Annotated in this window: 25 protein-coding genes and 1 pseudogene; 15 read left to right on the top strand and 11 right to left on the bottom strand. The window is 61.2% G+C overall.

Going from position 1 to position 25383, the window contains the following annotated elements; translation table 11 throughout:
- The first annotated feature begins 120 nt into the window (after positions 1-120).
- A complete protein-coding gene (locus BLU11_RS10495) occupies positions 121-948 on the top strand; it encodes a UDP-2,3-diacylglucosamine diphosphatase (protein WP_090273293.1) in 828 nt (275 codons plus the stop codon).
- Here BLU11_RS10495 and BLU11_RS10490 read toward each other — a convergent pair.
- The 3 genes from BLU11_RS10490 to BLU11_RS10480 all read right to left on the bottom strand — a co-directional run bounded on the left by BLU11_RS10490 (position 945) and on the right by BLU11_RS10480 (position 3419).
- Entirely contained in the window at positions 945-2327 is a 1383-nt protein-coding gene (locus tag BLU11_RS10490) for an adenylate/guanylate cyclase domain-containing protein (protein ID WP_090273292.1), read from the bottom strand. The two genes, BLU11_RS10495 and BLU11_RS10490, sit on opposite strands and share 4 nt — an antisense overlap.
- A gap of 107 nt (positions 2328-2434) precedes the next feature.
- A complete protein-coding gene (locus tag BLU11_RS10485; protein WP_090273291.1) occupies positions 2435-3001 on the bottom strand; it encodes an HD domain-containing protein in 567 nt (188 codons plus the stop codon).
- An 88-nt stretch (positions 3002-3089) separates the two neighbouring features.
- The gene (locus BLU11_RS10480) at positions 3090-3419 is read right to left on the bottom strand and encodes a DUF962 domain-containing protein (protein ID WP_090273290.1); all 330 of its coding nucleotides are present in this window, start codon (positions 3417-3419) and stop codon (positions 3090-3092) included.
- Positions 3420-3531: 112 nt separating this feature from the next.
- Here BLU11_RS10480 and BLU11_RS10475 point away from each other — a divergent pair, with 112 nt between their 5' ends.
- Positions 3532-4095, top strand: coding sequence for a nitroreductase family protein (locus BLU11_RS10475; RefSeq protein ID WP_090276409.1), 564 nt, complete (start codon positions 3532-3534; stop codon positions 4093-4095).
- Here the strand turns inward: BLU11_RS10475 and BLU11_RS10470 are convergent.
- The 5 genes from BLU11_RS10470 to BLU11_RS10450 all read right to left on the bottom strand — a co-directional run bounded on the left by BLU11_RS10470 (position 4020) and on the right by BLU11_RS10450 (position 7288).
- Positions 4020-5399: a sensor histidine kinase gene (locus BLU11_RS10470; protein ID WP_090273289.1), complete on the bottom strand. Its 1380-nt coding sequence runs from the start codon at positions 5397-5399 to the stop codon at positions 4020-4022. The genes BLU11_RS10475 and BLU11_RS10470 overlap by 76 nt on opposite strands.
- Before the next feature lie 5 nt (positions 5400-5404).
- Positions 5405-5779, bottom strand: coding sequence for a hypothetical protein (locus BLU11_RS10465; RefSeq protein WP_090273288.1), 375 nt, complete (start codon positions 5777-5779; stop codon positions 5405-5407).
- Positions 5780-5888: 109 nt separating this feature from the next.
- Positions 5889-6545, bottom strand: coding sequence for a response regulator transcription factor (locus tag BLU11_RS10460; RefSeq protein WP_090276407.1), 657 nt, complete (start codon positions 6543-6545; stop codon positions 5889-5891).
- 14 nt (positions 6546-6559) lie between these two features.
- On the bottom strand, positions 6560-6970 hold the full coding sequence (locus BLU11_RS10455) for a hypothetical protein (protein WP_090273287.1): 411 nt from the start codon (positions 6968-6970) through the stop codon (positions 6560-6562).
- A 15-nt stretch (positions 6971-6985) separates the two neighbouring features.
- Positions 6986-7288 carry a YciI family protein gene (locus tag BLU11_RS10450; protein ID WP_090273286.1) on the bottom strand — a complete coding sequence of 101 codons (303 nt, stop codon included), beginning with the start codon at positions 7286-7288 and terminating at the stop codon, positions 6986-6988.
- Between the two features lie 127 nt (positions 7289-7415).
- On the opposite strand from BLU11_RS10450, the gene BLU11_RS10445 reads away from it, so the two are divergent.
- The 6 genes and pseudogenes from BLU11_RS10445 to rluB all read left to right on the top strand — a co-directional run.
- A complete protein-coding gene (locus tag BLU11_RS10445; RefSeq protein WP_090273285.1) occupies positions 7416-8318 on the top strand; it encodes a PHP domain-containing protein in 903 nt (300 codons plus the stop codon).
- Between the two features lie 14 nt (positions 8319-8332).
- Positions 8333-8965, top strand: a complete 633-nt coding sequence (locus tag BLU11_RS10440; protein WP_090273284.1) for an L-threonylcarbamoyladenylate synthase — start codon at positions 8333-8335, stop codon at positions 8963-8965.
- 56 nt (positions 8966-9021) lie between these two features.
- Positions 9022-10242: a tryptophan--tRNA ligase gene (locus BLU11_RS10435; protein ID WP_090273283.1), complete on the top strand. Its 1221-nt coding sequence runs from the start codon at positions 9022-9024 to the stop codon at positions 10240-10242.
- The gene (locus tag BLU11_RS10430) at positions 10242-11111 is read left to right on the top strand and encodes a segregation and condensation protein A (protein ID WP_090273282.1); all 870 of its coding nucleotides are present in this window, start codon (positions 10242-10244) and stop codon (positions 11109-11111) included. Before BLU11_RS10435 ends, BLU11_RS10430 begins: the two co-directional genes overlap by 1 nt.
- Positions 11092-11832: an SMC-Scp complex subunit ScpB gene (gene scpB, locus BLU11_RS10425; protein WP_090273281.1), complete on the top strand. Its 741-nt coding sequence runs from the start codon at positions 11092-11094 to the stop codon at positions 11830-11832. Before BLU11_RS10430 ends, scpB begins: the two co-directional genes overlap by 20 nt.
- 100 nt (positions 11833-11932) lie before the next feature.
- Positions 11933-12805 (top strand): annotated as a pseudogene (gene rluB / locus BLU11_RS10420) (23S rRNA pseudouridine(2605) synthase RluB); the annotation flags it as partial.
- Positions 12806-12926: 121 nt separating this feature from the next.
- Here the strand turns inward: rluB and BLU11_RS10415 are convergent.
- Genes BLU11_RS10415 through ubiG form a run of 3 tightly spaced genes read right to left on the bottom strand, consistent with a single transcriptional unit; the run spans position 12927 to position 15047 of the window.
- Entirely contained in the window at positions 12927-13670 is a 744-nt protein-coding gene (locus BLU11_RS10415) for a YciK family oxidoreductase (RefSeq protein WP_090273279.1), read from the bottom strand.
- Positions 13663-14343, bottom strand: a complete 681-nt coding sequence (locus BLU11_RS10410) for an HAD-IA family hydrolase (protein WP_090273278.1) — start codon at positions 14341-14343, stop codon at positions 13663-13665. The genes BLU11_RS10415 and BLU11_RS10410 overlap by 8 nt, the downstream gene beginning before the upstream one ends.
- A gap of 2 nt (positions 14344-14345) precedes the next feature.
- A complete protein-coding gene (ubiG, locus tag BLU11_RS10405; RefSeq protein WP_231702327.1) occupies positions 14346-15047 on the bottom strand; it encodes a bifunctional 2-polyprenyl-6-hydroxyphenol methylase/3-demethylubiquinol 3-O-methyltransferase UbiG in 702 nt (233 codons plus the stop codon).
- Between the two features lie 156 nt (positions 15048-15203).
- Between ubiG and mtnA the strand changes: the two genes are divergently transcribed.
- The 7 genes from mtnA to cmk all read left to right on the top strand — a co-directional run bounded on the left by mtnA (position 15204) and on the right by cmk (position 25381).
- A complete protein-coding gene (gene mtnA, locus BLU11_RS10400) occupies positions 15204-16241 on the top strand; it encodes an S-methyl-5-thioribose-1-phosphate isomerase (RefSeq protein ID WP_090273276.1) in 1038 nt (345 codons plus the stop codon).
- Positions 16242-16418: 177 nt separating this feature from the next.
- Complete coding sequence (gene gyrA / locus BLU11_RS10395; RefSeq protein ID WP_090273275.1) at positions 16419-19043, top strand: DNA gyrase subunit A; 2625 nt, start codon at positions 16419-16421, stop codon at positions 19041-19043.
- 8 nt (positions 19044-19051) lie between these two features.
- Positions 19052-20137 (top strand): 3-phosphoserine/phosphohydroxythreonine transaminase, encoded by a 1086-nt coding sequence (gene serC, locus BLU11_RS10390; protein WP_090273274.1) that lies wholly within the window; start codon positions 19052-19054, stop codon positions 20135-20137.
- 6 nt (positions 20138-20143) lie between these two features.
- Entirely contained in the window at positions 20144-21241 is a 1098-nt protein-coding gene (gene pheA, locus BLU11_RS10385) for a prephenate dehydratase (RefSeq protein ID WP_090273273.1), read from the top strand.
- 90 nt (positions 21242-21331) lie between these two features.
- Positions 21332-22444 (top strand): histidinol-phosphate transaminase, encoded by a 1113-nt coding sequence (gene hisC / locus BLU11_RS10380; protein WP_090273272.1) that lies wholly within the window; start codon positions 21332-21334, stop codon positions 22442-22444.
- A gap of 13 nt (positions 22445-22457) precedes the next feature.
- Positions 22458-24686: a bifunctional prephenate dehydrogenase/3-phosphoshikimate 1-carboxyvinyltransferase gene (locus tag BLU11_RS10375; protein ID WP_090273271.1), complete on the top strand. Its 2229-nt coding sequence runs from the start codon at positions 22458-22460 to the stop codon at positions 24684-24686.
- Positions 24683-25381: a (d)CMP kinase gene (cmk, locus tag BLU11_RS10370; protein WP_090273270.1), complete on the top strand. Its 699-nt coding sequence runs from the start codon at positions 24683-24685 to the stop codon at positions 25379-25381. Before BLU11_RS10375 ends, cmk begins: the two co-directional genes overlap by 4 nt.
- Positions 25382-25383: the final 2 nt, after the last annotated feature.

Below are 25383 nucleotides of genomic sequence, written 5' to 3'. Positions count from 1 at the left end.
GAAGTGCAAACGGCAGTGTTCCTTGGATCGGTGGTCTGTCATCCAGCGGTAATACAACTGTCATCAGGTATTCACGCCGTGGGATTAGGTTGGCAGCAGTTACTGCGAGGGGAGAAGCGAATGAGCCAGGCAGAGGACTTTTCGGCGGTCGGGAAACAACGGGTACGCACTATCTGGATTTCCGATGTGCATCTGGGAACGCGTGATTGTCAGGCCGAGAAGCTGGCCAGCTTTCTCAAGGAGTACGAGTGCGATCAGTTGTATCTGGTCGGCGACATCATCGACGGCTGGCGCCTGCGCAAGAGCATATACTGGCCGCAGTCGCACACCAATGTGGTGCGCCGCATCCTGACCATGAGCAAGCGCGGCACGCGGGTGACCTATGTCACCGGCAATCACGATGAATTTCTGCGCCGTTACGCCACGCTGAGTATCGGTAACATTCTGTTGGTGGGCGAAGCTGAGCATATAACCGCTGACGGCAGAAAACTGCTGGTCATTCACGGTGATCAGTTCGATGTGATCACCCGTTGCCACCGCTGGTTGGCCTTTCTGGGCGACCATGCCTATGGCTTCAGCCTGCGGCTGAACCGCTGGCTCAACTACTGGCGCAGCCGTTGCGGTTACGGCTACTGGTCACTGTCCGGCTATCTCAAGCACCGGGTGAAGAAGGCCGTCAATTTCATCAGTGAGTTCGAGGGCGCACTGGCCCATGAGTGTCACAAGCGTGATTTTCAGGGCGTGGTATGCGGGCATATCCATCATGCGGAAATCCGCGAGGTTGACGGCATCAGCTATCACAACTGTGGTGACTGGGTGGAATCCTGCACGGCGTTGATCGAGCACTGGGATGGCAGTATCGAACAGTACACCTGGGCCGAGGTGGCCGCCCCCGAGAAGTCGGCACAGCAGGCGTTGCCGCTGCCCGCCAATTCCGCGACACCTTAAATGATCACCTTGTCGCGCAGCTTGCGAGCGGCCAGCTCCAGCGAGCGGACGATATCTTCCTTGTCGTAATTGCGAATGCCGCTGGTGTCCAGATACATGGAGAAGCCCGGCAGTTCATGTTCAACAAAGGTCGGCGCCGCGCCCAGATCGCGGCGCAATCCCACCACCTGATAGATCTGTACCGGCCGACCGAAGCCCTTGACCTCGATGCGGCCTTTGTCGCGACACATGATCAGGTCCTTGATCAGCGACCAGGTTTCATGGGGGATCAGGATTTCACCGGCTTCAGCAGCGCTTTCCAGGCGGCTGGCCAGATTCACTTCGCGGCCGATGATGGTGTAATCCATGCGCATGTCGGCGCCGAAGTTGCCCACCGTGCAATAGCCGGTACTCAGGCCCATGCGGATTTCCAGCGGCCGGGTGATGCCCTGGCTGCGCCACTGCTGGCGCAGGACCTTCATGTGCTTGCGCATGGCAATGGCCATGGACACGGCGGCCTCGGCATCCTGTTTGGCTCCCCGGCTGACCGGATCACCGAAGAACACCATGACGCTGTCACCGATGAATTTGTCGATGGTGCCGCCGTACTGCAGGGCGATGCGCGACATCTCGTTGAGATAGTTATTCAGCAGGTCGGTGAGGGCTTCGGCTTCCATTTCCTCGGCCAGCTCGGTAAAGCCGCGGATGTCGGAGAAGAACACGGTCAGCTTCTTGCGGCGGGTTTCCAGGGTCACCCGCTGGTTGCCGGAGAAGATCGACTCCCATACCTGTGGTGACAGGTATTTGGCCAGATTGCTGGCCAGCTCTGCGGTTTTTTCCTGTTCGGCGGTGATCAGGTGCTGCGCATGTTCCAGATGTCGCCCCTGGCGATAGACGAAGGCGGCGATGATCACGGTGAAGGCGCCGCCGCTGACCAGACTGCAGAAGGCCAGTAGCTGGCTGCTGGCGAACTGCGGGTCGGGGGAGAGAACGGCTGCCGAGAGCATGCACCCGGCCAGCGTCAGCAAACCTGCAGCGAACAGATACAGCGGCCCGCCAATAATGATGCTGGCAAAGCTGATCAGCAGTATGAAGACCAGACTGGGAACCATGCTGAACTGACACAGGGTGATGAATATGCCGGTATGTATCGCGTCCAGCCCGAGCAATCCAAGGCGTTGCGTACGCGCGCCGGTCTTGCGTTGGAATTTGGATAGCAACTGGATCAGATGGGGATACAGCAGTGCATAGATGATCACGCCGATGTTCAACGGCGACGGCGATGACTGCTCATGGGCAATGGCGGCGAAAATCACGGCGACACAGAAATAGGCCATGATTCTGGAGTAGTAGCCCTCCAAGGGCGGACGTACTGGTTGTATGCGGGTTTGCAACGTCATGATCAGTCTTTCCCTGGCCTGATGGTCCGGCGATGCTGATCAGGGGTGAAGCTGATCGGTCCGGTATGCCAGACCGATCATAGTATGCAAGGCAGGCGCTGAAAAGCTCAGGCGTACATGGACTGGCGCGGGCGGGCAAATACCCGTCTCAACATGGGCTCGAAAAAGCTCAGGGGTTCGGTCGCATACTCGGGGTCGAAGGCCGGGGCATCGTACAGCGCGCAGAACTCGGCGGTGCGCTGATACAAGGGGTGGTCCTTGAATTGCTCGCGCAGATGCCGGTCCATTCCCAGATGATGGAAAAAGTAATAGCCCTGGAATACACCGTGTTTTTCCACCATCCACAGATTCTCTTCCGAGACGAAGGGCTTGAGCATGGCGGCGGCGATATCGGGATGGTTGTAACTGCCAAGGGTATCGCCGATATCGTGCAGCAGGGCGCAGATGACGTACTCTTCGTCGCGTCCATCGCGGTGCGCGCGGGTGGCCGTCTGCAGGGAGTGTTGCAGACGGTCGATGGGAAAACCGCCGAAGTCGCCGTCGAGCAGGCGCAGGTGGGTCAGGATGCGGTCGGGCAATTGCTTGGCAAAGGGGCGGAAGTGACCGGCTATGAGGCTCCAGTCCTCGGCGGTGCCTTCCTGCATGGCACGGAAAGTGGCACGTTGCTCGCTCATGGCATATCTCCTGTGATTATCGTTATACGCCGGATGCTACACCGCAGCTGGCGGTGCGACTGTCGGCGGCTCGACAATCTGCCACCGGTCAGAAGCGGATTCGCCCGGTGAGCATATCCTTGAGCATGACCCAGTCACCCATGAAGCTGTAGAGCGGGTATTTGAAGGTGGCAGGCCGGTTCTTCTCGAAGAAAAAATGCCCGACCCAGGCGAAGCCGTAGCCTGCCAGGGGGATGGCCAGCAACCACCAGGCGTTGCCACTGACAACGGCCACGAGCAGGACCAGCAATACCAGACTGCTGCCGATGTAATGCAGGCGCCGGCTGGTGTCATTGCTGTGCTCGCTGAGGTAGAACGGATAGAACTCGGCAAACGAGTGGAATTCGCGAGTCTGACTGGATGTTTCGGTGATGGGCATGACGCTCTCCTTTTTATTTTTGCGGGTGGTCATCGCGGCGGCCACTGGCAGAGCCGGTCAGCTGGCCGACTTTGGTATGATCCGACTCTCATGTATCTGGAGTCTGATGATAATGGACGCACTGACCGCATTGCACAACCGGGTTTCCATGCCCCGATTGATCGGGCCGGCCCCGACCCCCGAGCAGCAGGAGGCGCTCTTCCAGGCCGCGCTGCGCACGCCGGACCACGCTCGCCTGCGGCCATGGCGCTTTCTGGTCCTGGAAGGTCAGGGACTGGAACGGCTGGGCGAGCTCTTCACTGTCTCCGCCCTGAACAGGACCGGTGACCCGAACGCGGCTGAAGTACTGCGCGCGCCCAGCCTGCCGCAGCGGGCACCGATGATCATCATCGCCATCAGCAGTGCGCGAGTACATCCCAAGGTTCCGGAAATCGAGCAGGATATGTCCTGCGCGGTTGCGGTCGGCAACATGTTGGTCGCGGCCCATGCCCTGGGGCTGGGCGCGGTATGGCGTACCGGTGAGCTGGCCTATGATCCGCTGGTGCGGGAAGGGCTGGGCTTGCAGGCGCACGAGAAGATCATTGCCTTTCTGTATCTCGGTCAGTCAATGACCCCCGACAGGGCGGCGCCGGAACTGGAACCCCGCGATTTCTTCCGACGCTGGCCGGAGAGCTGATGCGGCAGATGGATATGGGCGCTCAGGCCGCCTGATTTGCCCAGGCTGAAGTCGAGCGTGCCGCCATGTCGGGCAACTGCTCGGCGGGCAATCGCCAGGCCAAGGCCGTGGCCGCTGTCTGCTGGCTGCCCCGGTACGCGAGCAAAGGGCTCGCCGAGTCGCGGGAGCCACTCCTCAGGTACACCGGGGCCTTCATCGGTCACGCGAATATCACTGCCCTGCGCGTTGGCTGACAGCTCGATACTGATCAGCCCGTCGCTGGGTGAAAAACGCAGAGCATTACGCAAGAGGTTGTCGAGCGCGCTGGCCAGTTGATCCGGCCAGCCGTTGACCGTGCGACCCGTCGCGCCCTGTATCTTCAGGCGCTGCCGGTCGGCGGCGAAGCGCGCATCCTCCACGGCGTCACTGATCAGCCGGTCCAGATCAATCACTTCCAGTGGGACGCTCTGGGCATCCAGGCGGCTGAGCGTGAGGATGTCGTCGATCAGGCTGTCCAGCCGACTGCATTCGCGGTCCAGTCTGGGCCACAGGGGGTCATCCACCTCCAGACCCTGTTTATTGCCCAGCGCCAGTCCGATGCGCAGTCGCGCCAGCGGAGAGCGCAACTCATGGGAGATGTCGCGCATCAGTTGGTTCTGACTGTCGAGCAGGCTCTGTACACGGTTGCCCATACTGCGGAAACGTCGCGACAGGTCGCCGATTTCATCCCGGCGTGCGCCTATATCTGCCAGGGTCTTATCGTCGAACCGGCCTTGCGCCAGATCCTGAGCGGCGACGCCGAGCTTTCTCAGCGGGCCGGTCAGGTAGCGACTGAGCAGCAGGCTCACCAGTGCCAGCAAGAGCAGGGCGATGCTGACATTGGTGATCATTGCAAAGGGGGTGTGCTGCCAGCGGAACAGCTCGGTGGAGGGCACATGCAGCAGCAGCTGATATTGCGCTCGCTCGGAATCCCAGGCCAGCTGGAACAATCGCCCGTGCCGGGTGCGCTCCGGTCCGCTCTGGTCCGGTGTATCAAAACGGGGGAGAGTGGGCAGGGTGCCGTCAATCAGGCGTTGCCCCTGGGCATCAAACAGCTGTGCACGCAGACGGTTGTCTCTGCGCTGACCTTCCAGCCACAGCTGGGCCGCGTCCGGGCCCTGCTGTTCATATACTGTGACCAGCTGTTCGCTGAAGTCACGCAGTTTGGGATGGAACTGCAGCAGCATCCAGTCCTGCTGCAGCGCGCGGCTGATCAGAAATCCCGAGCCGCCAACCAGCAGAGTGGCGAGCCAGAGAACGGCAAAGACTTTCCAGAACAGCCGCATGCGTATCAGTTGGCGTCAGATGAGTGAGAGTCGTCGGGTTTGTCGCCTTTGTGGTCTTTGCGATCCTTCATGTGCTGCTTCATTTTCTCGCGTTTCTCTTCACGCATTTCCTGCATTTTTTCGCGCTGTTCATCGGTGAGAATGGCATCAACCTTCTCTTGTTTTTCTTCATGCAGCGCTTTCATTTTCTCGAACTGCTCTTCGTGCACGCTGCGCATCTGTTCTTTCTGCTCGGCGGTCAGCTCCAGTTCAGTGGCAATCCGGTCCAAATGCTTCTCGTGGTACTTTTCCATGTCCTTGTCATTGCCGGGCATGGCGAGTGCCGCGCAGGATACAGCGGTGGTAAAGGTGAACAGACCTGCAATCAATGTCTTTTTCATGGGGTATCTCCTGGTTTGCACATGACCGGAGTGTCCGGCCAGTGGTAACCAGTCTAGCTGCCGAGTTGTCAGTCAGGGCTGGTGGATGGTAAAGGCAATGTAAATCCGCTCAGCTGTACAGATAGCCGCGTCCGCGGATCGACTGGATGCGCGGGCGCCCGTCGGCATGGGGGCCGAGTTTGCGTCGCAGATTGCTCATGTGCATGTCCAGGCTGCGGTCATGCGGGCCGAGCGGTTTGCCCAGGGCCTGACGCGACAGGTTCTGTCGATCGATCAGCTGGCCGGGACGTTCCAGCAATTCGCGCAGGATCAGCGCCTCGGTCTGGGTCAGGGTCAGGAGTTCATCGTTCTGCCAGACCATCAGGCTGCCGGTGTCCATGCGCAGGTCGCCAAGTAGCAGGGCCTGGTCGTCGGGTGCGGGTGCAGCGCGACGTAGCAGCGCCCGCAGTCTGGCTACCAGTTCACGCGGGTCGCAGGGTTTGGCCAGATAATCATCCGCACCCAGCTCGAGGCCGAGAATGCGATCCACAGGTTCGCCGCGCGCGCTGAGCATCAGCAGCGGGGTATTGCAGGTCTGGCGCAGGGCGCGCAGCACCTCCAGCCCGTTCATGCTGGGCAGCATCATGTCCAGCACGATGGCCTCGTAGCTGCCGGCGCGGGCGGCGTCGAGTCCGGCGGCGCCATCGTGCACGCTGGTCAGGGAGAAACCTTCGGCCGCCAGCCAGGAGCCCAGCAGCTCGCAGAGCTCCTGGTCATCGTCGATCATCAGTACGGTCTGACTCAATTCAGCCACTCGTTGCGTTTGCGACGTCCACCGAGCTGGGCCAGCAGCCAGCCCAGTATCAGACTGCCGGCGACGGTTGCGCCACCAATGATGAACCACTTGCGCTGTTGTTCAGCCTGGTTATTGTCGGCAACCTGTTCCATGGCCGACAGACGATCACGCAGGGCCAGATTCTGTCTGTTGAGTTGTTCGACCTCGGCATGATCGACGGTATTGGCCAGTTCATCGGCCAGCCGCTGGCGCTCGGCTTCCACCTTGGCCAACTCGGCTTGCAGGGTGCCGACATCCTGCACGGCATCCAGCTCGACAACAGCGGCGTCCTGTTCAGGCGGGGCGTCGGCTTGCTGGGCCTGCGATGCCAGTGGCAGTAGCAGAAGCAAAGGTAGCATCAGAGTGCGGATCGACATTCGGGACTCTCCTCGTCAGGCCGGCAGGACACGTTTGAAAGGTTTCACCAGAACCTGATCGTAAACCCCGGCGGCAATATAAGGATCGCTGTCAGCCCAGCTTTGCGCGTCCTCCAGGGAAGCGAATTCGGCCACCACCAGGCTGCCGGTAAACCCGGCGCTGCCGGGATCATTCGAGTCGATCGCCGGATGTGGCCCTGCCAGCAGCAAGCGGCCTGCATCCTGCAATTGCTGAAGACGGGTAAGGTGCTCGGAGCGGGCTGCCAGCCGCGCGTCAAGCGTACCGGGGGCATCGCTGGCCATGATGGCGTATAACATGTCGGTTCCTTGGGAATGATGACTTTGGGCGGTAAACAATGCAGTAAGTTATGCCATCGGTTAGGCATTGTCAGCGCCCAGACGGCATAATAACCAAATTCTTTCAGTTGATGACCCGGGAGACACCTTGTTAGCGGATCTGCACATGCACAGTACGGCCTCGGACGGCGCCCTTGGGCCCGCAGAGCTGATGGCGCGGGCAGCGGCGGCCGGGATCGATCTGGTGGCATTGACCGACCACGATTGTGTCGATGGCCTGGCTGAAGCGCAGCAGGCTGCGGTGGCCCATGGCATGCGCTGGGTCAGTGGCGTCGAGTTGTCCGCGCAATGGCAGGGCCACACTATACATATTCTCGGTTACGGCTTTGATATGCAGTCGCCGACGCTGCTGGAAGCGCTGGCCGCTGTGCGCGATGGGCGTTGGCAGCGTGCCGAGCAGATTGCCACCCGGCTGGCCGCCAAGCGCATGCCCGGTGCGTTGGAAGGCGCACTGGCAGTGCAGCAGGCGACCGGCAGTGATCCGGGCAGCCCTCCGGCGCGCCCGCATTTTGCCGACTGGATGGTGCAGGCCGGGTATGTGCGCGATCGCGCCGAAGCCTTTCGCAAGTGGTTGGGAGCGGGCAAGCTGGGAGATATCAAACAGCACTGGCCGGAACTGGAGCAAGCGGTGGAACAACTGCGTGCCGCTGGCGGCATTGCGGTGCTGGCGCATCCCTGGCATTACGGCTTTACTCGCACCCGTATCCGCCGGCTGCTGCGTGACTTTGCCCAGGCCGGTGGGCGTGGCATTGAGGTGTCCAATGGCAAGCAGGCGCCGGAACAGGTGGCGGTGCTGGCGCGGATGAGTAGCGAATTCGGTTTTCTGGCCAGTTGTGGCAGCGACTTCCATCATCCTGATTCGCCGTGGATGGCGCTGGGTAAAATGACGCCCTTGCCCGCGGACTGTGCGCCGGTGTGGCATGATGCGCGGTTCCCCGGCGACGCAGCTTGCGATATGGCGGCCACAGACTCTAGACTGCCGGGAAACTGAACGAGAATGCAGCCGTGAGCCAATATTTCCAGATTCACCCGGACAATCCGCAATCGCGTCTGATCAGTCAGGCGGCGGACGTCGTGCGCAACGGTGGAGTGATCGCTTACCCGACCGATTCGGCCTACGCTCTGGGCTGTCATCTGGGTGACAAGAGCGCGTTGGAGCGTATTCGTCGCCTGCGTCAACTGGATGACAAGCACAACTTCACTCTGGTCTGCCGTGACCTGTCGGAGCTGGGCGTCTATGCCAAGGTCGACAATGCCACCTTTCGGTTGCTGAAGGGCAACACACCGGGGCCTTATACCTTCATTCTGCACGCCACCAGTGAAGTGCCCAGGCGCCTGCTGCACCCCAAGCGGCGGACCATAGGGCTGCGCATTCCCGATCACCAGATTACCCTGGCGCTGCTTGAAGAGTTGGGGGAGCCATTGATGAGCGTGACCCTGCTGATGCCCGGCGACGATTTGCCGTTGACCGATCCCGACGATATTCGCGAACGTCTGGACAAGCATGTCGATCTGATCATCGACAGCGGCGCATGCACCATCGAACCAACCACAGTGGTCGCGCTGCTCAATGGCGAAACCGAAGTGCGCCGCATCGGTCGCGGCGACCCGGAACCTTTCGGCGTCAGCCGTGAATGACATAATAAATACCCCATTGCCAACATGACGTATCACCAGACAATCAGGAGTTACCTTTGAGTTCCGTTGAATCCCAGCGCCGGGTAGTATCGGGCATGCGCCCCACCGGCCGCCTGCATTTAGGTCATTATCATGGCGTGCTCAAGAACTGGGTAAAGCTGCAGCATGAGTATGAGTGCTTCTTCTTTGCAGCCGACTGGCACGCATTGACCACCCTGTACGAGACCCCGCAGGATATCGAACAGAACGTCTGGGATATGATGATCGATTGGTTGGCTGCCGGTGTCAGTGGCACCTCCGCGACCATGTTCATTCAGTCGCAAGTGCCCGAACACGCCGAGCTGAATCTGCTGCTGTCCATGTCCACGCCGCTGAGCTGGTTGGAGCGGGTGCCGACCTACAAGGATCAGCAGGAAAAACTCCGCGACCTGGATCTGGCCACCTACGGCTTCCTCGGTTATCCGTTGCTGATGAGTGCGGACATCCTCGTCTACCGTGCCGGCTTGGTGCCGGTCGGTGCCGACCAGCTGTCCCATGTCGAGATCACCCGTGAGCTGGCGCGCCGCTTCAACCATCTGTACGGCAAGGAGGCGGGCTTTGAAGACAAGGCACGCGCCGCCATTCAGAAGATGGGCAAGAAGGCTGCCAAACTGTACAGCAATCTGCGCACCGCCTATCAGGAAAAGGGCGACGCCGAGGCGCTGGACACCGCCCGCGCGCTGCTGCAGGAGCAGCAGAACATCACTCTGGGTGACAAGGAACGGCTGTTCGGCTACCTCGAAGGCGGCGGCAAGGTTATCCTCCCCGAGCCCCAGGCATTGCTGACCCCGGCATCGAAAATGCCCGGTCTTGATGGGCAGAAGATGTCCAAGTCCTATGGTAATACCATCACTCTGCGTGACACCACCGATGAGGTCAGCGAGAAGGTTCGACGCATGCCGACTGACCCGGCACGGGTACGCCGTACCGACCCGGGTGACCCGGACAAGTGCCCGGTCTACCAGCTGCATCTGGTCTATACCGACAAGGCCACCCATGACTGGGTGAACCAGGGATGCCGCAGCGCGGGTATCGGTTGTCTGGATTGCAAGAAGCCGGTTATCGATGCCATCTGCACCGAGCTGGCACCGATGCAGGCGCGGGCTGTGGAGTATGAGAACAACCCGGATGCCGTGCGCCTGATCCTCACTGAAGGTGCCGAGCGCGCCCGCGATGCGGCGCGCGATACCCTGGCCGAAGTACGCCAGGCCATCGGCCTGAACTACCGTCGCGGCTGATGAACGCCCGGGAACCAGAGCAGTTGGCGCAGAGCGAGTCGGCTGCCGAGCTGCCGGGTCCCGTACAGCATGAATTGCCGCTGGCCGTTGTCAATGGTCAGCCGGTTACCGAGATGCCTCAGGATCTGTACATTCCTCCCGAGGCGCTCGAAGTCTTTCTCGATACCTTCGAAGGGCCGCTGGATCTGCTGTTGTATCTGATCCGTCGGCAGAATCTCGATATCCTCGATATCCCCGTCGCTGAAATCACTCGCCAGTACATGGGCTATGTCGAGCTGATGCAGGCAGTGCGGTTGGAGCTCGCGGCAGAATACCTGGTCATGGCCGCCATGCTGGCCGAGATCAAGTCGCGCATGTTGCTGCCGCGCCATGAGGAGGACCATGGTGGTGACTTTGACGACGACGATCCGCGCGCCGAGCTGATTCGTCGGCTGCAGGAATATGAGCGGTTTCGTCAGGCGGCGGAAGATCTCGATGCGCTACCGCGGGTTGGGCGAGATATAACCCTGGCGGCTGCGGCGCCGCCAGCTGTGGAGGCACGCGCCGCGCACCCGGATGTGAGCATGAACGAACTGTTGCTGGCGCTCACCGAGGTGCTGCGGCGCGCCGACATGTTCGAGAGTCACCAGGTCAGCCGCGAGACACTGTCCACCCGCGAGCGCATGGCCGAGGTGCTGGAGCGGTTGAAGGGCGGGCAGTTCGTCCCGTTCATCAGTCTCTACCAGGTCAGCGAAGGCCGGCTCGGAGTGGTGGTCACCTTCATGGCGGTACTCGAACTGGTCAAGGAGCAACTGATCGATCTGGTGCAGAGCGAACCTCTTGCTCCCATTCACGTCAAGGTGAAAAGCGATGACCCGACCACCGCTTGAACGGATTCTCGAGGCGCTGCTGCAGGCCTCCACCAAACCCCTGTCATTGGAGCGCATGCGTGAGCTGCTTGATGACCCGGCACCGTCGCTGGACACGCTGCGTAAGGCCCTGTCGCGGCTGGCAGATGATTGCGCGGAGCGCTCGGTGGAACTGCGCGAGGTAGCCAGCGGCTGGCGACTGCAGGTACGTGACGAACATTCGCCCTGGGTCAGCCGTCTATGGGAAGAGCGCCCGCAACGCTACTCCCGGGCGCTGCTGGAAACCCTGTCGCTGATTGCCTACCGGCAGCCCATCACCCGCGGTGAAATCGAGGATGTCCGCGGTGTCGCGGTCAGCAGCCAGATTATCCGCACCTTGCTCGAGCGTGAATGGGTACGGGTGGTTGGGCATCGAGAGGTTCCGGGGCGTCCGGCGATGTATGCCACCACGCGGCAATTTCTCGATTATTTCAATCTGTGCGGCCTCGCGGATCTGCCGCCGCTGGCTGAGTTGCGTGAAATCAGCGATGACTTGCCGCCGGCAGCTGCTGGTGAAGCCGCCGGGGAAACAGCACCGGAATGGATGCCAGTGACGCCGTTGGCCGCAACTGATCAGGTCGGTGCGGGTGATTTCGGGGCATTGCTGGAAGAGCTCAATGCCATGGAAACCGATCTGAAAACCGATTTCAATGATCTGTTACCGCCGTCCGTCGATGATATGGAGCCGGACGCAGATACGTGATGTTCTGGCTCTGTTGCCGACTAGCTGACAGGCGAGGTCGGTGCTATTCTGCGCGACCAGATTCTCAAATCATTTTTTACCACACCGGGAGGTGCCACGCATGACAGATCAACCCACAAACCCAGAGACCCAGGAAGTACCGGTCGCCGGGGAAAAGCTGCAGAAAGTATTGGCGCGCATGGGACTTGGTTCACGCCGCGAGATCGAAGGCTGGATCGGTGCCGGTCGCGTCACCGTCAACGGCGAGGCCGCGCAGCTGGGTTGCCGGGTCGACAGCCTGGACCAGATCATGGTCGACGGCCGTCCGCTCAAGCGTGACCTGAACACGGAAGTGGTCCGCCGCGTCCTGATCTACAACAAGCCCGAAGGTGAAGTCTGCACCCGTGACGATCCAGAAGGGCGGCCGACCGTGTTCGAGCAGTTGCCGCGTCTGAAGCAGGGGCGCTGGGTCAATGTCGGACGCCTGGATATCAACACCTCCGGCCTGCTGCTGTTTACCACCGATGGCGAGCTGGCCAACCGGCTGATGCATCCGTCCTGGCAGATGGACCGCGAATATGCGGTACGGGTCATGGGCGAAGTCGATGAGAACATGATCGAGCGACTGAAGACGGGTGTCATGCTGGACGACGGCCCGGCCAGGTTCACCGATGTAGTCAGTTCCGGTGGCGAAGGTATCAACCGCTGGTATCACGTCTGTCTGATGGAAGGCCGCAATCGCGAAGTGCGGCGCCTGTGGGAGTCCCAGGGCGTGCGCGTGAATCGGCTCAAGCGGGTTCGCTTCGGACCGGTGTTTCTCGGTGCCGAGGTGCCGGTCGGTCGCTGGCGGGATATGAACCAGAAGGAATTGGATATCCTGAGCGAAGAGGTCGGCCTGACGCCAATACGCCTGCCGGAAGTCACGGTCGCGCAGAAGGAAAAGCAGAAGCGCCAGGCCCGCAAGCCCTCCATGCACCAGGCCCGCGTCGTTCGCCAGAACAAATTCAAAGGCAGCGACCGCACACGCAAATAACGCGTGTCTCCTGCCCGCGAAGGGGCGGGCAGAAAGCCTCGCGGCCGAGGCCGCTCCTACCGATACGGTATCGGGCGCCGCCTCAGCCTCGGGCGTCGAGCGCCTGGCCGTTGATGTGTTTGCTGTCCGGTCCGAGCAGGTACAGAAACACCGGCATGATATCCGCGGGCACCGGGTTCTTCTCCGGTTCTTCTGCGGGGTAGGCGGCCTTGCGCATGGCGGTACGGGTGGCCCCGGGGTTGACGCTGTTGACGCGGATCTCGCTGGTGCCATCCTGTTCGTCGGCCATCACCTGCATCAACCCTTCGATGGCGAACTTGGTAACGGCGTAGGGGCCCCAATAGGCGCGCGCCTTGCGGCCCACGGTGGATGAGAGAAAGACCACCGAGGCGTCGGGTGCGGCGCGCAGCAGCGGGAACATCGCCTTGCTCAGGAAGAAAGGCGCGTTGACGTTGACCTGCATGAGCTCCAGCCAGGCTTCATTCTTGACGTTGTCGATCAGGGTGCGCGGGCCGAGCTGGGCGGCGTTGTGTACCAGGCCGTCGAGCTTGCCGAAGGTATCGAACAGCTGGTCGGCCAGGTCGTTGTAGTCCTTCTCCACGGCGGTTTCCAGGTTCAGCGGGCAGATGGCGGGCTGAGGGTGGCCGGCGGCTTCGATCTCATCGTAGACCGCCTCCAGCTTGCTCAGGGTCCGGCCCAGCAATACCACGGTCGCGCCATGGGCGGCGCAGCTCAGGGCGCATGCCTTGCCGATGCCATCGCCGGCACCGGTTACCAGAATCACTCGTCCCAGCAGCAGGTCGGCGGGGGCGCTGTAGTTAAACATGGGAAAACTCCTGGGTCCGTTGCTGCTCCAGCCAGGGGCGTAGAGCAGCGGCATTCTCGATACTGAAACTGGCATTCCATAATTGCGGATCATCGCCCGTCGGCAGGTAGCCGTAAAGTGCGGCGACGGTGCGCATACCGGCAGCCTGTCCGGCCTGGATGTCGCGCAGGTGATCACCGACAAAGACACTGCGCGCCGGGTCAACGCCCATTTCCGTGCAGGCCTTGAGCAGCGGTTCGGGGTGCGGCTTACCGTGCTGAACCTGATCCGGGCAGACCAGGCTGGCGCAGCGTTCGGCCAGGCCGGTGGCTTCCAGCAAGGGAATGCTGAAGCGGCTCATCTTGTTGGTCACCACGCCCCATGGCAGTCCCTCGGCATCCAGCCAGTCGAGCAGCTCGGGAATGCCTGGGAAGGGACGCGTATGCACTGCCAATTGATCCTGATAGCGGTCCAGAAAATCATCGCGCAGCTCAGCGAAATCGGCGTGTTCGGGTGTGATGGAGAAGGCTGCGCAGAGCATTCCGGCGGAACCATCGGACACCGTCGAGCGAATCAGGTGCAGCGACGAGTCAGGCAGGCCGCGCTCCTCGCGCATGCTCTGGATGATGGCGAGAAAATCGTCTGCGGTATCCAGTAGAGTGCCGTCCAGATCGAAGAGTACGCTGTCGAGCATGCTCAGGCTCCGCGCTGGCAGTGGATCATGTAGTTCACGTCTACATCCTGGGCCAGCTTGTAATGACGCAGTAGTGGGTTGTAGGTCATGCCGATGATGTCCTGCATGTCCAGGCCGGCGTCGCGGGTCCAGGTGCCGAGCTCGGCTGGGCGAATGAACTTGGCATATTCATGGGTGCCGCGCGGCAGCATGCGCAGTACGTATTCCGCACCAACGATGGCGAGAGCGAAGGCCTTGGGGTTGCGGTTGATGGTCGAGAAAAACACGTGACCGCCCGGTTTCACCAGCGTGGCGCAGGCGCGGATCACCGACGCCGGGTCGGGGACGTGTTCCAGCATCTCCATGCAGGTCACCACGTCGAAACGGCCCGGGTGCAGCTCGGCCATTTCTTCTGCGGTGCACTGCTGATACTCCACTTCGACGCCGGATTCCAGCTGGTGCAGCCGGGCGACAGCCAACGGCGCTTCGCCCATATCGATGCCGGTGACGCGCGCGCCACGCTGGGCCATGGCCTCGGAGAGAATGCCGCCGCCGCAACCGACGTCCAGCACTTCCTTGCCGGCCAACGCGGACTTCTCGTCAATCCAGTTGGTGCGCAGCGGGTTGATCTCATGCAACGGCTTGAATTCGCTTTCGCGATCCCACCAGCGGCTGGCCAGGGCTTCGAATTTGGCGACTTCCGCCCGGTCGACATTAAGCGTCATCATGATCCCCTCGTTGAGTCTGCCTTGCCCATGTCCGGACCTTGGCATATGTGTCATGAGCGGCAGTATACCCTTTGGTTTTCACCACTTGCAGCGACATTTGATCACGCCGTGAAGTCGTCTGGGTATAATGGCGTTTTCGCGTTGGAGTCGTTCATGCAGTTTCAACCCCAAGCCGCCGACCTGAGCGGTGTTCAGGCCATGGAGTGGTGCGGCAGCAGTTTGCGCCTTCTTGATCAGCGGCGCTTGCCCGAGGAAGGCAACTGGGTCGAGTGTCAGGACGCGGTGCAGGTTGCCGAGGCCATTCGCACTGGTGTGGTGCAGGGCGCGGCAGCGGTGGGTATCGCCGCGGCTTATGGTATTGCTCTCGCCGCCAGGCGCATTGGCCAGGCGCAAGACTGGACGGCGGCGCTGGAGGCGGATTTTGCCCTGCTGAGCGCCGCTCGCCCCTCGGCAGCCAATCTGCGCTGGGCGCTGCGCATGCTGCGTGAGCGGTTGCGTCGCCCTCTGGGTGTGGCTGCGAATATACCCGAGCTGCTGGCCCAGGCGGCCATTTCGATACATGTCAGCGACCGCGAGGCCAACCTTGCCATGGGCAAGCTGGGTATGCAGGTCATCCGTCGACATGATCGGCAGCCGCAGAATATGCTGACTTTCGGCAATGCCGGGGCCTTGGCGGGTGGCGGTTACGGCAGCGCGCTGGGCGTTATTCGCGCCGCCCATGCCGCCGGACTGGTCGCCGAGCTGCATGCCTGTGAAACCCGTCCCGGGCGCGCTGGACAGCGGACCCTGTGGGAACTGACCCAGGATGAGCTACCCGTCAAGCTGCACGTCGATGCTGCCGCCGGTCATCTGATGAAATCGGAGAATCTGAGCTGGGTGGTGGTGGGTGCCGAATACATTGCCGCCAACGGCGACGTGGTCAGTGCAATCGGCACCTATGCGCTGGCGATACTGGCGATGCACCACGGCTTGCGGTTCATGGTGGTGGCGCCGAGTTCCAGTGTCGATCTGAGCCTGGAGACGGCCGATGAGGTTGATCTCGGCCAGCCGTCGCCAGGGCAGGGTGGGCAGCAGTTGTTTGATGTGACACCAGCGGATCTGATTGATGTGATCGTCACCGAGAAGGGTATCGTCGAGCGCCCCGATCAACCCCGGCTCGCAGAGCTGCTCAGTCACCGTCGGCTGCACTGAGATGTGTCGCCGGTGTTTGCACGGAGAAGTGTGACCAGGGTCTGTTCTTCCGCTCCCGCGGAATTCTGCGGTGTGGTATCATTCCCGGCTTTGATCCGGCCCCGAAACCGGGGCCCGTTCCGCGTTGCGTACGCCTTGGCGCCGTCAGGTTGCCAACAATAAAAGGAATGCCGTTTCATGGGTGAGCTGGCCAGAGAAATTCTTCCAGTCAATATCGAAGATGAGCTGAAGCAATCGTACCTTGACTACGCCATGAGCGTGATCGTCGGGCGGGCTCTGCCTGATGTGCGCGACGGCCTCAAGCCTGTGCACCGTCGCGTGCTGTTCGCGATGAGCGAGCTCAACAACGACTGGAACAAACCGTACAAGAAGTCCGCCCGTGTGGTCGGTGACGTTATCGGTAAATATCACCCGCATGGCGACTCCGCGGTGTACGACACCATCGTACGTATGGCGCAGCCGTTCTCGCTCCGCTATCTGCTGGTGGATGGTCAGGGCAACTTCGGTTCGGTCGACGGCGACAGCGCCGCGGCCATGCGTTACACCGAAATCCGCATGACCAAGCTGGCCCATGAGCTGCTGGCCGATCTGGACAAGGAAACGGTCGACTGGGTGCCCAACTACGATGGCACCGAACAGATCCCTGAGGTGTTGCCGACCCGGGTGCCGAACCTGCTGGTCAACGGCTCCAGTGGTATCGCCGTGGGCATGGCCACCAATATTCCGCCACACAACCTCACCGAAGTCGTCAACGGTTGTCTGGCGCTGATTGCAAACCCGGATATGACCATCGAAGAACTGATGGAGCACATCCCCGGCCCGGATTTCCCCACCGCCGGTATCATCAATGGCCGCGCCGGTATCGTCGAAGCCTACAAGACCGGTCGTGGCCGTATCTATGTACGTGCCCGCTGCACCATCGAAGACATCGACAAGGTCGGCGGTCGCCAGCAGATTCTCATCCACGAGCTGCCTTACCAGGTGAACAAGGCGCGGCTGATCGAGAAGATTGCCGAACTGGTCAAGGAGAAGAAGCTCGAGGGTATTTCCGAGCTGCGCGATGAGTCCGACAAGGACGGCATGCGCGTGGTCATCGAGCTGCGCCGCGGCGAAGTGGCCGAGGTGATTCTCAACAATCTCTATTCCCAGACCCAGATGCAGAACGTGTTCGGCATCAACGTGGTGGGTTTGCTGGACGGTCGTCCGCGCATCCTCAACCTCCGCGAGCTGCTGGATGCCTTCATCCGCCACCGCCGCGAGGTGGTTACCCGCCGGACCGTGTATGAGCTGCGCAAGGCGCGTGAGCGCGGGCATATTCTGGAAGGTCAGGCAGTTGCGCTGTCCAATATCGATCCGGTCATCGCCATGATCAAGGCTTCGCCATCACCAGCCGAAGCGCGCGAGCGTCTGCTGGCCGAAGCCTGGGAGCCGGGTACGGTGATCGAGATGGTCGAGCGCGCCGGGGCAGACAGCTGCCGCCCGGACGAGTTGCCCGAGCAGTATGGTCTGCGCGACGGTAAATACCATCTGTCGCCAGAGCAGGCCCAGGCCATTCTGGATCTGCGTCTGCACCGCCTGACCGGTCTGGAGCACGAAAAGCTGTTGTCCGAGTACCAGGAGATCCTGACCCAGATCGGCGAGCTGCTGCGGATTCTGAACAGCGAACAGCGGTTGATGGAAGTCATCGTCGAGGAGTTGGAGCACATCAGAACCAATTTCGGCGACGCGCGGCGCACCGAAATTGTCGCTTCACGTATGGATCTGAGCATTGCCGATCTGATTACCGAAGAAGAGCGCGTGGTGACCATTTCCCACGGTGGTTACGCGAAGAGCCAGCCGCTCGCCGATTACAACGCCCAGCGTCGCGGCGGTCGCGGCAAGGCCGCCACCGGCGTCAAGGATGAAGATTACGTATCGCATCTGCTGGTCGCCAACAGCCACACCACGCTGATGCTGTTCTCCAGCAAGGGCAAGGTGTACTGGCTGAAGACCTACGAAATTCCGGAAGCCTCGCGTACCGCGCGCGGCCGTCCGCTGGTCAACCTGTTGCCGCTGGATGAAGGTGAGTACATCACCACCATGCTGCCGATCGAGGAATACACCGAAGGCTGGTTCATCTTCATGGCCACCGCCAACGGCACCGTGAAGAAAACCCCGCTGCCGCAGTTCAGTCGTCAGCGCAGTGTCGGCCTGATCGCGCTGGATCTGGACGAGGGCGATACGCTGATCAGCGCCGCCCTGACCGATGGCAACAAGCAGGTCATGCTGTTCTCCGATGGTGGCAAGGTAACCCGCTTCAATGAAACCGACGTGCGTGCCATGGGTCGTACCGCTCGGGGTGTGCGCGGCATGCGGTTGGGCGAAGGGCAGTGCCTGGTGTCGATGCTGATTGCCGAGGAGGGCAGCCAGATCCTCACGGCGTCCGAGCACGGCTACGGCAAGCGCACACCGGTAGAAGACTTCCCGCAGTACAAGCGCGGTGGTCAGGGCGTTATCGCCATGGTCACCAGCGAGCGCAACGGGCCTTTGATTGGCGCCGTGCAGGTGGTCGATGGCGAGGAAATCATGTTGATTTCCGACCAGGGCACCCTGGTGCGTACCCGTGTTTCCGAAGTATCCAGCCTGTCCCGCAACACCCAGGGTGTGACCCTCATCAAGCTGGCCAATGGCGAGAAGCTGGTGGGTCTGGAGCGGGTGCAGGAGCCTTCCGACGAGGAAGGTGAAGACGACGCCGATGAGGCTGGCGAGACCGACACCGGGGCGGCTGATGACAGCACCGGGACCACTGACGATCAAGAGTAGAGGTTAAGGTGAGCAAGCGACTGTTCAACTTCTGTGCAGGTCCGGCCGCATTGCCGGAGGCAGTATTGCAGACGGCCAGGGACGAGCTGACGGACTGGCATGGCAAAGGCCTGTCGGTCATGGAAATGAGTCACCGCAGTGACGAGTTTGTCGGCATCGCCGAGCAGGCCGAACAGGACCTGCGCGAGCTGCTGAATATTCCGTCGGACTACAAGGTACTGTTCCTGCAAGGTGGCGCCAGCCAGCAGTTCGCCCAGATTCCGCTGAATCTGCTGGGCGAGGATGGCCGTGCCGACTATATCGATACCGGCATCTGGTCACGCAAGGCGATGGAAGAAGCCTCCCGTTACGGCCACGTCAATGCGGCTGCCTCGGGCAAGGAATACGATTATTTCGCCATTCCCGGGCAGAACGAATGGACCTTGTCCGCTGATGCGGCCTATGTCCACTACACACCGAATGAAACCATCGGTGGTGTGGAATTCAACTGGATCCCTGAGGTGGGTGACAAGCCGCTGGTGGCGGACGTGTCATCCGACATCCTCTCGCGTCCGCTGGATGTGTCGCGCTTCGGTCTGCTCTACGCCGGTGCGCAGAAGAACATCGGCCCCAGCGGCCTGACCGTGGTTATCGTTCGCGAAGACCTGCTCGGCAAGGCACACAGCAAGTGTCCGACCATGCTCGACTACAGCGTCGCGGCAAAGAACGGCTCCATGTACAACACACCGCCGACCTTTGCCTGGTACCTGTCCGGGCTGGTGTTCAAGTGGCTCAAGGCGCAGGGTGGTCTCGATGCCATGGAGCGCATTAACGACGCCAAACAGCGCAAGCTGTATACGGCGATCGATGCCAGCGAGCTGTACAGCAACCCGATCAACGTCGCAGATCGTTCGTGGATGAATATTCCCTTCCGTCTGGCCGATGATCGTCTGGACAAGCCTTTCCTGGCGGGTGCCGAGGAACGGGGACTGCTCAACCTCAAGGGGCATCGTTCGGTGGGCGGCATGCGTGCCTCCATCTATAACGCAGTCCCGGAAGCGGCAGTGGATGCGCTGGTGGCCTACATGGCCGAATTCGAGAAACAGCACGGTTGAACAATCATGTCAGATGAAGCGCAACTCAAAGCTCTGCGCAACCGGATCGACTCGATCGACGAGAAGGTTCTGGAGCTGATCAGCGAGCGCGCCCGCTGCGCCCAGACGGTGGCCGAGGTCAAGCAGAAGACGCTGGCCGAGGGCGAGAAGCCGGTGTTCTACCGGCCCGAACGGGAAGCCTGGGTGCTCAAGCACATCATGGAGCTGAACAAGGGGCCGCTGGACAACGAAGAGGTGGCGCGACTGTTCCGCGAGATCATGTCCGCCTGTCTGGCGCTGGAAGAGCCCCTGCGGGTGGCCTACCTGGGGCCGGAAGGCACCTTCACCCAAGCGGCTGCGTTGAAGCATTTCGGCCACTCGGTGGTCAGCGTGCCGATGGCGGCGATCGACGAAATCTTCCGTGAAGTGGCAGCCGGTGCGGTGCACTTCGGTGTGGTCCCGGTGGAAAATTCCACCGAGGGCGCCATCAACCATACCCTCGACAGCTTTCTCGAACACGACCTGGCCATCTGCGGCGAGGTGGAGCTGCGTATTCATCACCATCTGCTGGTGGGCGAGAATACCCGTACCGACAAAATCTCCCGGGTTTACTCCCATGCGCAGTCACTGGCTCAGTGCCGCAAGTGGCTGGATGCGCATTATCCCAACGTCGAGCGGGTCGCGGTGGCCAGCAACGCCGAGGCGGCGCGCCGGGTCAAAGGCGAGTGGAACTCCGCAGCCATCGCCGGTGATATCGCCGGCGAGCTCTATGGCCTGACCCGTATTGCCGAGAAGATCGAGGACCGCCCGGATAACTCCACGCGCTTCCTGATGATCGGCAACCAGGAAGTGCCGCCGACCGGCGACGACAAGACCTCGATCATCGTCTCGATGAACAACCGTCCGGGGGTGCTGCACCATCTGTTGCAGCCGTTCCACGAGAACGGCATCGACCTGACCCGTATTGAAACCCGTCCTTCACGCAGCGGCAAATGGACCTACGTATTCTTCATCGACTTCTTCGGCCATCAGCATGATCCGCTGATCAAAGGCGCGCTGGAAAAGATTCGCGAGGAAGCGGTGGCGCTGAAGATACTGGGTTCTTACCCAAAGGCGGTTCTTTAACTGTAGCGACAGGTTGCAAGCGGCAAGCTGCAAGCGGTTCAGCAGAGTAGGTGTTGCTTGTGGCTTGTGCTCGAAGCTTGAGGCTTTGTCATGAGTTGCGATTTTCTGAGCCTGGCGCTGCCGGGTGTGCAAAAACTGTCCCCTTACGTTCCCGGCAAGCCGGTGGAAGAGCTGGCTCGGGAGTTCGGCCTGGATCCGGATGAGATCATCAAGCTGGCCAGCAATGAAAACCCCCTCGGTCCAGCACCCATGGCGCTCAAGGCCATTCAGGCAGCTCTGCCGGAACTGACCCGTTATCCCGATGGCAACGGCTTCACCCTGAAGCAGGCGCTGTCCCGGCACTTCGGTTTCGACCTGACGATGATCACGCTGGGCAACGGCTCGAATGACATTCTCGAACTGCTGACGCGCGCTTTTGTCCTGCCTGAGCATGAGGTTGTGTTCAGTCAGCACGCCTTTGCCGTCTATCCCATCGTCACCCAGGCGGTGGGCGCCACCGCAGTGGAAGTGCCCGCCCGGGAGTGGGGGCATGATCTGGAGGCGATGGCGGCGGCCATTACCCCGGCGACACGGCTGGTGTTCATCGCCAACCCCAACAACCCGACCGGCACCTGGATCGAGCGGGCTGATTTCGAGGCCTTCATGGAGCGCGTGCCGGCGCAGGTGCTGGTGGTACTGGACGAGGCCTACACCGAGTACGTGGATGCCAAAGACGCGCTCAATGGTTTTGACTTTGTGGCGCGTTACCCCAATCTGATCGTGTCACGTACCTTTTCCAAGGCCTATGGCCTGGCAGCGTTGCGGGTCGGCTATTGCATCAGCCATCCACAGGTAGCCGATGTGATCAATCGCGTGCGTCAGCCCTTCAACGTCAACAGTCTGGCATTGGCGGCTGCGGTAGCCAGCCTGCAGGACAACGCCTATCTGGCGGAAAGTCGGCGCGCCAACCGCGAAGGCATGTTGCAGCTGGAGCAGGGTTTCCGTGCGCTGGGGCTGGGCTGGATTGCTTCCCGCGGCAACTTCGTCGCGGTGGACCTGGGGCGCGAAGCCGCGCCGGTATATCAGGGCTTGCTGCGCGAAGGTGTGATTGTTCGTCCGGTAGCGGGCTACGGCATGCCCAACCATCTGCGCGTTTCCATCGGCCTGCCCCAGGAAAACAAGCGCTTCCTCGAAGCCCTGGGGCGGGTTCTGACCGGTGAATAGGGATGTAACCACGATGTCATCCAAGGCGCCGATAATTGGTCGCCTGGCGGTAATCGGTCTTGGCCTGATTGGCGGCTCCTTTGCCAAGGGGCTGCGCCAGTCGGGATTGTGTCATGAGGTGGTGGGTTGCGATCCCGACCCGGCGACTTGCCGAGTGGCTGTGTCGCTGGGTATCGTCGATATCATGACCGATGACCTGGCCGAGGCAGTGCAGGGCGCAGATCTGATCATGCTGGCGGTTCCGGTGCTGGCCATGGAACGGGTGCTGGGTCAGCTCGCGACACTGGATATCGGGCAGGCGGTGATCACCGACGCCGGCAGTACCAAGAGTGCAGTAGTGGATGCGGTGCGCAACGCCTTCGGCCGGATTCCGCCACACTTCGTGCCCGGGCATCCGATTGCCGGCTCTGAACGCAGTGGTGTTGAAGCGGCGGACGCCGGGTTGTTTCGCAATCACAAGGTAATCCTGACACCGCTGGAAGAAACCGCTGAAACGTCGCTGGCGCTTGTGCGTCGTGCCTGGCAGGCGGTGGGCGCGGATGTCGAGGATATGCGACTGGCTGATCACGATGAGGTCCTGGCTGCTACCAGCCATCTGCCGCATCTACTGGCCTTTTCGCTGGTGGATACGCTGGCCTCGCGCAGCGAAAATCTGGAGATATTCCGCTATGCTGCCGGTGGTTTTCGAGATTTCACCCGGATCGCTGCCAGCGACCCCGTCATGTGGCGGGATGTATTCCTGGCCAACCGTGATGCGGTACTGCGCAGCCTGGATGATTTCACCCATGATTTAAGCCGCTTGCGTGCGGCGGTTGAGGAAGGTGATGCCAACGCTCTGCTGGGCGTCTTCACCCGAGCCCGATCCGCACGCGAGCATTTCAGCAAGATTTTGGCCCGCAGGGCTTATATGGAACCCATGCAGACTCAATCGATCAACTTCATTGCCAATCCCGGTGCCAGCGTACAAGGCCGTATTCGTGTACCTGGCGACAAGTCTATTTCCCATCGTTCGATCATGCTCGGCTCGTTGGCCGAAGGCGTGACTGAAGTGGAGGGTTTCCTGGAAGGCGAGGACAGCCTGGCCACCTTGCAGGCATTTCGCGACATGGGCGTGGTTATCGAGGGGCCGGACCATGGGCGCGTCACCATCAACGGTGTCGGCCTGCATGGTCTGCAGGCTCCTCCGGGACCCATCTACGTCGGTAACTCGGGCACCTCGATGCGTCTGCTGGCCGGTTTGCTGGCGGGGCAGACGTTCACCACCGAATTGACCGGTGATGCGTCCCTGACCAAGCGGCCCATGGGTCGTGTCGCCAATCCGTTGCGCGAGATGGGCGCCAATATCGATACCGGCGAGGAGGGTCGTCCGCCGTTGCATATCAAGGGTGCCGAGAGCCATTTGAAGGGTATGGACTATGTCATGCCCATGGCCAGTGCCCAGGTCAAATCCTGTCTGCTGCTGGCTGGCCTGTATGCCGAAGGCAGCACCTCGGTGACCGAGCCGGCGCCGACGCGCGATCACACCGAGCGCATGCTCAAGGGTTTTGGTTACCCGGTACAGGTCGAGGGGGCCACGGCCACCGTTGACTCCGGCCACAAGCTGACCGGTTGCAAGATCGACGTGCCGGCAGATATCTCCTCAGCGGCATTCTTCATGGTCGCCGCCAGCATCGCCGAAGGCTCGGATCTGACCCTGGAACACGTAGGCATCAACCCCACCCGTATCGGCGTGATCAACATCCTGCGGGCCATGGGTGGTGACATCACCCTGAGCAACGAACGCGAAGTGGGCGGTGAGCCGGTCGCGGATGTGCGAGTGCGCTATGCGCCGCTGAAGGGGATCGAGATTCCAGAAGATCAGGTGCCGCTGGCGATCGACGAATTCCCGGTCCTGTTTATTGCTGCTGCCTGCGCCGAAGGGCGCACCATTCTGCGCGGCGCTGAAGAATTGCGGGTCAAGGAATCCGACCGTATCCAGGTCATGGCCGATGGTCTGCAGCTGCTGGGCATCAAGGCCGAGCCGACTTCCGATGGCATCATCATCGAGGGTGGCGTCATGGGCGGCGCTACCGTCGACAGCCATATGGATCACCGCATCGCCATGTCTTTTGCCATCGCCTCGTTGCGCGCCACCGCCGACATCTGCATCACCGACTGCATCCATGTGGCCACCTCGTTCCCCGGATTTATCGACCTGGCGCGTTCGGTGGGCATCAATATCCGTCAGGAGGATAACGCGTGAGTGCTGATATAGAGATAGCCCCGGTCATTACCATCGATGGCCCCGGTGGCTCCGGCAAGGGCACACTGACCGGTATGCTGGCTGCCAGCCTGGGATGGCATCTGCTGGATTCCGGCGCGCTGTACCGGGTGCTGGCCTTCGCCGCCCGCAACCACGGAGCGGACCTGACCAACGAGGAAATCCTCACCAACCTGGCGGCGCATCTGGATGTGCGTTTTATTGCCGGGGACAGTGACAGGGAGCAGTGCATCATTCTCGAAGGTGAGGATGTGACGCGGGGAATCCGTACCGAAGCCACCGGTGCCGGCGCCTCCCAGATCGCTGCGCTGCCTGCCGTTCGTCAGGCGTTGCTGGCACGCCAGCAGGCGTTTCGCGAGGCGCCCGGGCTGGTGGCGGATGGGCGTGACATGGGTACCGTGGTGTTTCCGGATGCCCAGCTGAAGATTTTTCTGACCGCCAGCCCGGAAATCCGTGCTGAGCGCCGCTACCGGCAGTTGCTCGAAAAGGACGAAACTGCTAATCTTGCGGGTCTTCTCGATGAGATTACCGCCAGGGACGAAAGGGATATGAATCGCAGCATCGCGCCATTGCGGCCGGCTGAGGACGCCATCCTGATCGATTCTTCGCATATGAGCATCGAAAATGTACTTGAAACAGTTCAGCTGGAAGCGCGCAAACGCAACCTGCTGGGCTGATC

Source organism: Halopseudomonas litoralis, from assembly GCF_900105005.1.
In the GTDB taxonomy this organism is placed as follows: domain Bacteria; phylum Pseudomonadota; class Gammaproteobacteria; order Pseudomonadales; family Pseudomonadaceae; genus Halopseudomonas; species Halopseudomonas litoralis.
Note: the sequence above shows the minus strand (reverse complement) of the source record. Positions and strands in the feature narration are given on the sequence as shown.

Excerpts from the sequence above, each read along its gene's own strand:
- BLU11_RS10490 (WP_090273292.1), bottom strand. The coding sequence starts at position 2,327 with ATGACGTTGCAAACCCGCATACAACCAGTACGTCCGCCCTTGGAGGGC.
- mtnA (WP_090273276.1), top strand. The coding sequence starts at position 15,204 with ATGCAGTTTCAACCCCAAGCCGCCGACCTGAGCGGTGTTCAGGCCATG.
- gyrA (WP_090273275.1), top strand. The coding sequence starts at position 16,419 with ATGGGTGAGCTGGCCAGAGAAATTCTTCCAGTCAATATCGAAGATGAG.
- BLU11_RS10455 (WP_090273287.1), bottom strand. The coding sequence starts at position 6,970 with ATGTCGATCCGCACTCTGATGCTACCTTTGCTTCTGCTACTGCCACTG.
- BLU11_RS10415 (WP_090273279.1), bottom strand. The coding sequence starts at position 13,670 with ATGTTTAACTACAGCGCCCCCGCCGACCTGCTGCTGGGACGAGTGATT.
- BLU11_RS10470 (WP_090273289.1), bottom strand. The coding sequence starts at position 5,399 with ATGCGGCTGTTCTGGAAAGTCTTTGCCGTTCTCTGGCTCGCCACTCTG.
- BLU11_RS10485 (WP_090273291.1), bottom strand. The coding sequence starts at position 3,001 with ATGAGCGAGCAACGTGCCACTTTCCGTGCCATGCAGGAAGGCACCGCC.
- scpB (WP_090273281.1), top strand. The coding sequence starts at position 11,092 with ATGACCCGACCACCGCTTGAACGGATTCTCGAGGCGCTGCTGCAGGCC.
- BLU11_RS10475 (WP_090276409.1), top strand. The coding sequence starts at position 3,532 with ATGGACGCACTGACCGCATTGCACAACCGGGTTTCCATGCCCCGATTG.
- BLU11_RS10480 (WP_090273290.1), bottom strand. The coding sequence starts at position 3,419 with ATGCCCATCACCGAAACATCCAGTCAGACTCGCGAATTCCACTCGTTT.
- BLU11_RS10460 (WP_090276407.1), bottom strand. The coding sequence starts at position 6,545 with ATGATCGACGATGACCAGGAGCTCTGCGAGCTGCTGGGCTCCTGGCTG.
- hisC (WP_090273272.1), top strand. The coding sequence starts at position 21,332 with ATGAGTTGCGATTTTCTGAGCCTGGCGCTGCCGGGTGTGCAAAAACTG.
- BLU11_RS10375 (WP_090273271.1), top strand. The coding sequence starts at position 22,458 with ATGTCATCCAAGGCGCCGATAATTGGTCGCCTGGCGGTAATCGGTCTT.
- BLU11_RS10465 (WP_090273288.1), bottom strand. The coding sequence starts at position 5,779 with ATGAAAAAGACATTGATTGCAGGTCTGTTCACCTTTACCACCGCTGTA.
- BLU11_RS10450 (WP_090273286.1), bottom strand. The coding sequence starts at position 7,288 with ATGTTATACGCCATCATGGCCAGCGATGCCCCCGGTACGCTTGACGCG.
- BLU11_RS10410 (WP_090273278.1), bottom strand. The coding sequence starts at position 14,343 with ATGCTCGACAGCGTACTCTTCGATCTGGACGGCACTCTACTGGATACC.
- BLU11_RS10430 (WP_090273282.1), top strand. The coding sequence starts at position 10,242 with ATGAACGCCCGGGAACCAGAGCAGTTGGCGCAGAGCGAGTCGGCTGCC.
- pheA (WP_090273273.1), top strand. The coding sequence starts at position 20,144 with ATGTCAGATGAAGCGCAACTCAAAGCTCTGCGCAACCGGATCGACTCG.
- ubiG (WP_231702327.1), bottom strand. The coding sequence starts at position 15,047 with ATGACGCTTAATGTCGACCGGGCGGAAGTCGCCAAATTCGAAGCCCTG.
- BLU11_RS10495 (WP_090273293.1), top strand. The coding sequence starts at position 121 with ATGAGCCAGGCAGAGGACTTTTCGGCGGTCGGGAAACAACGGGTACGC.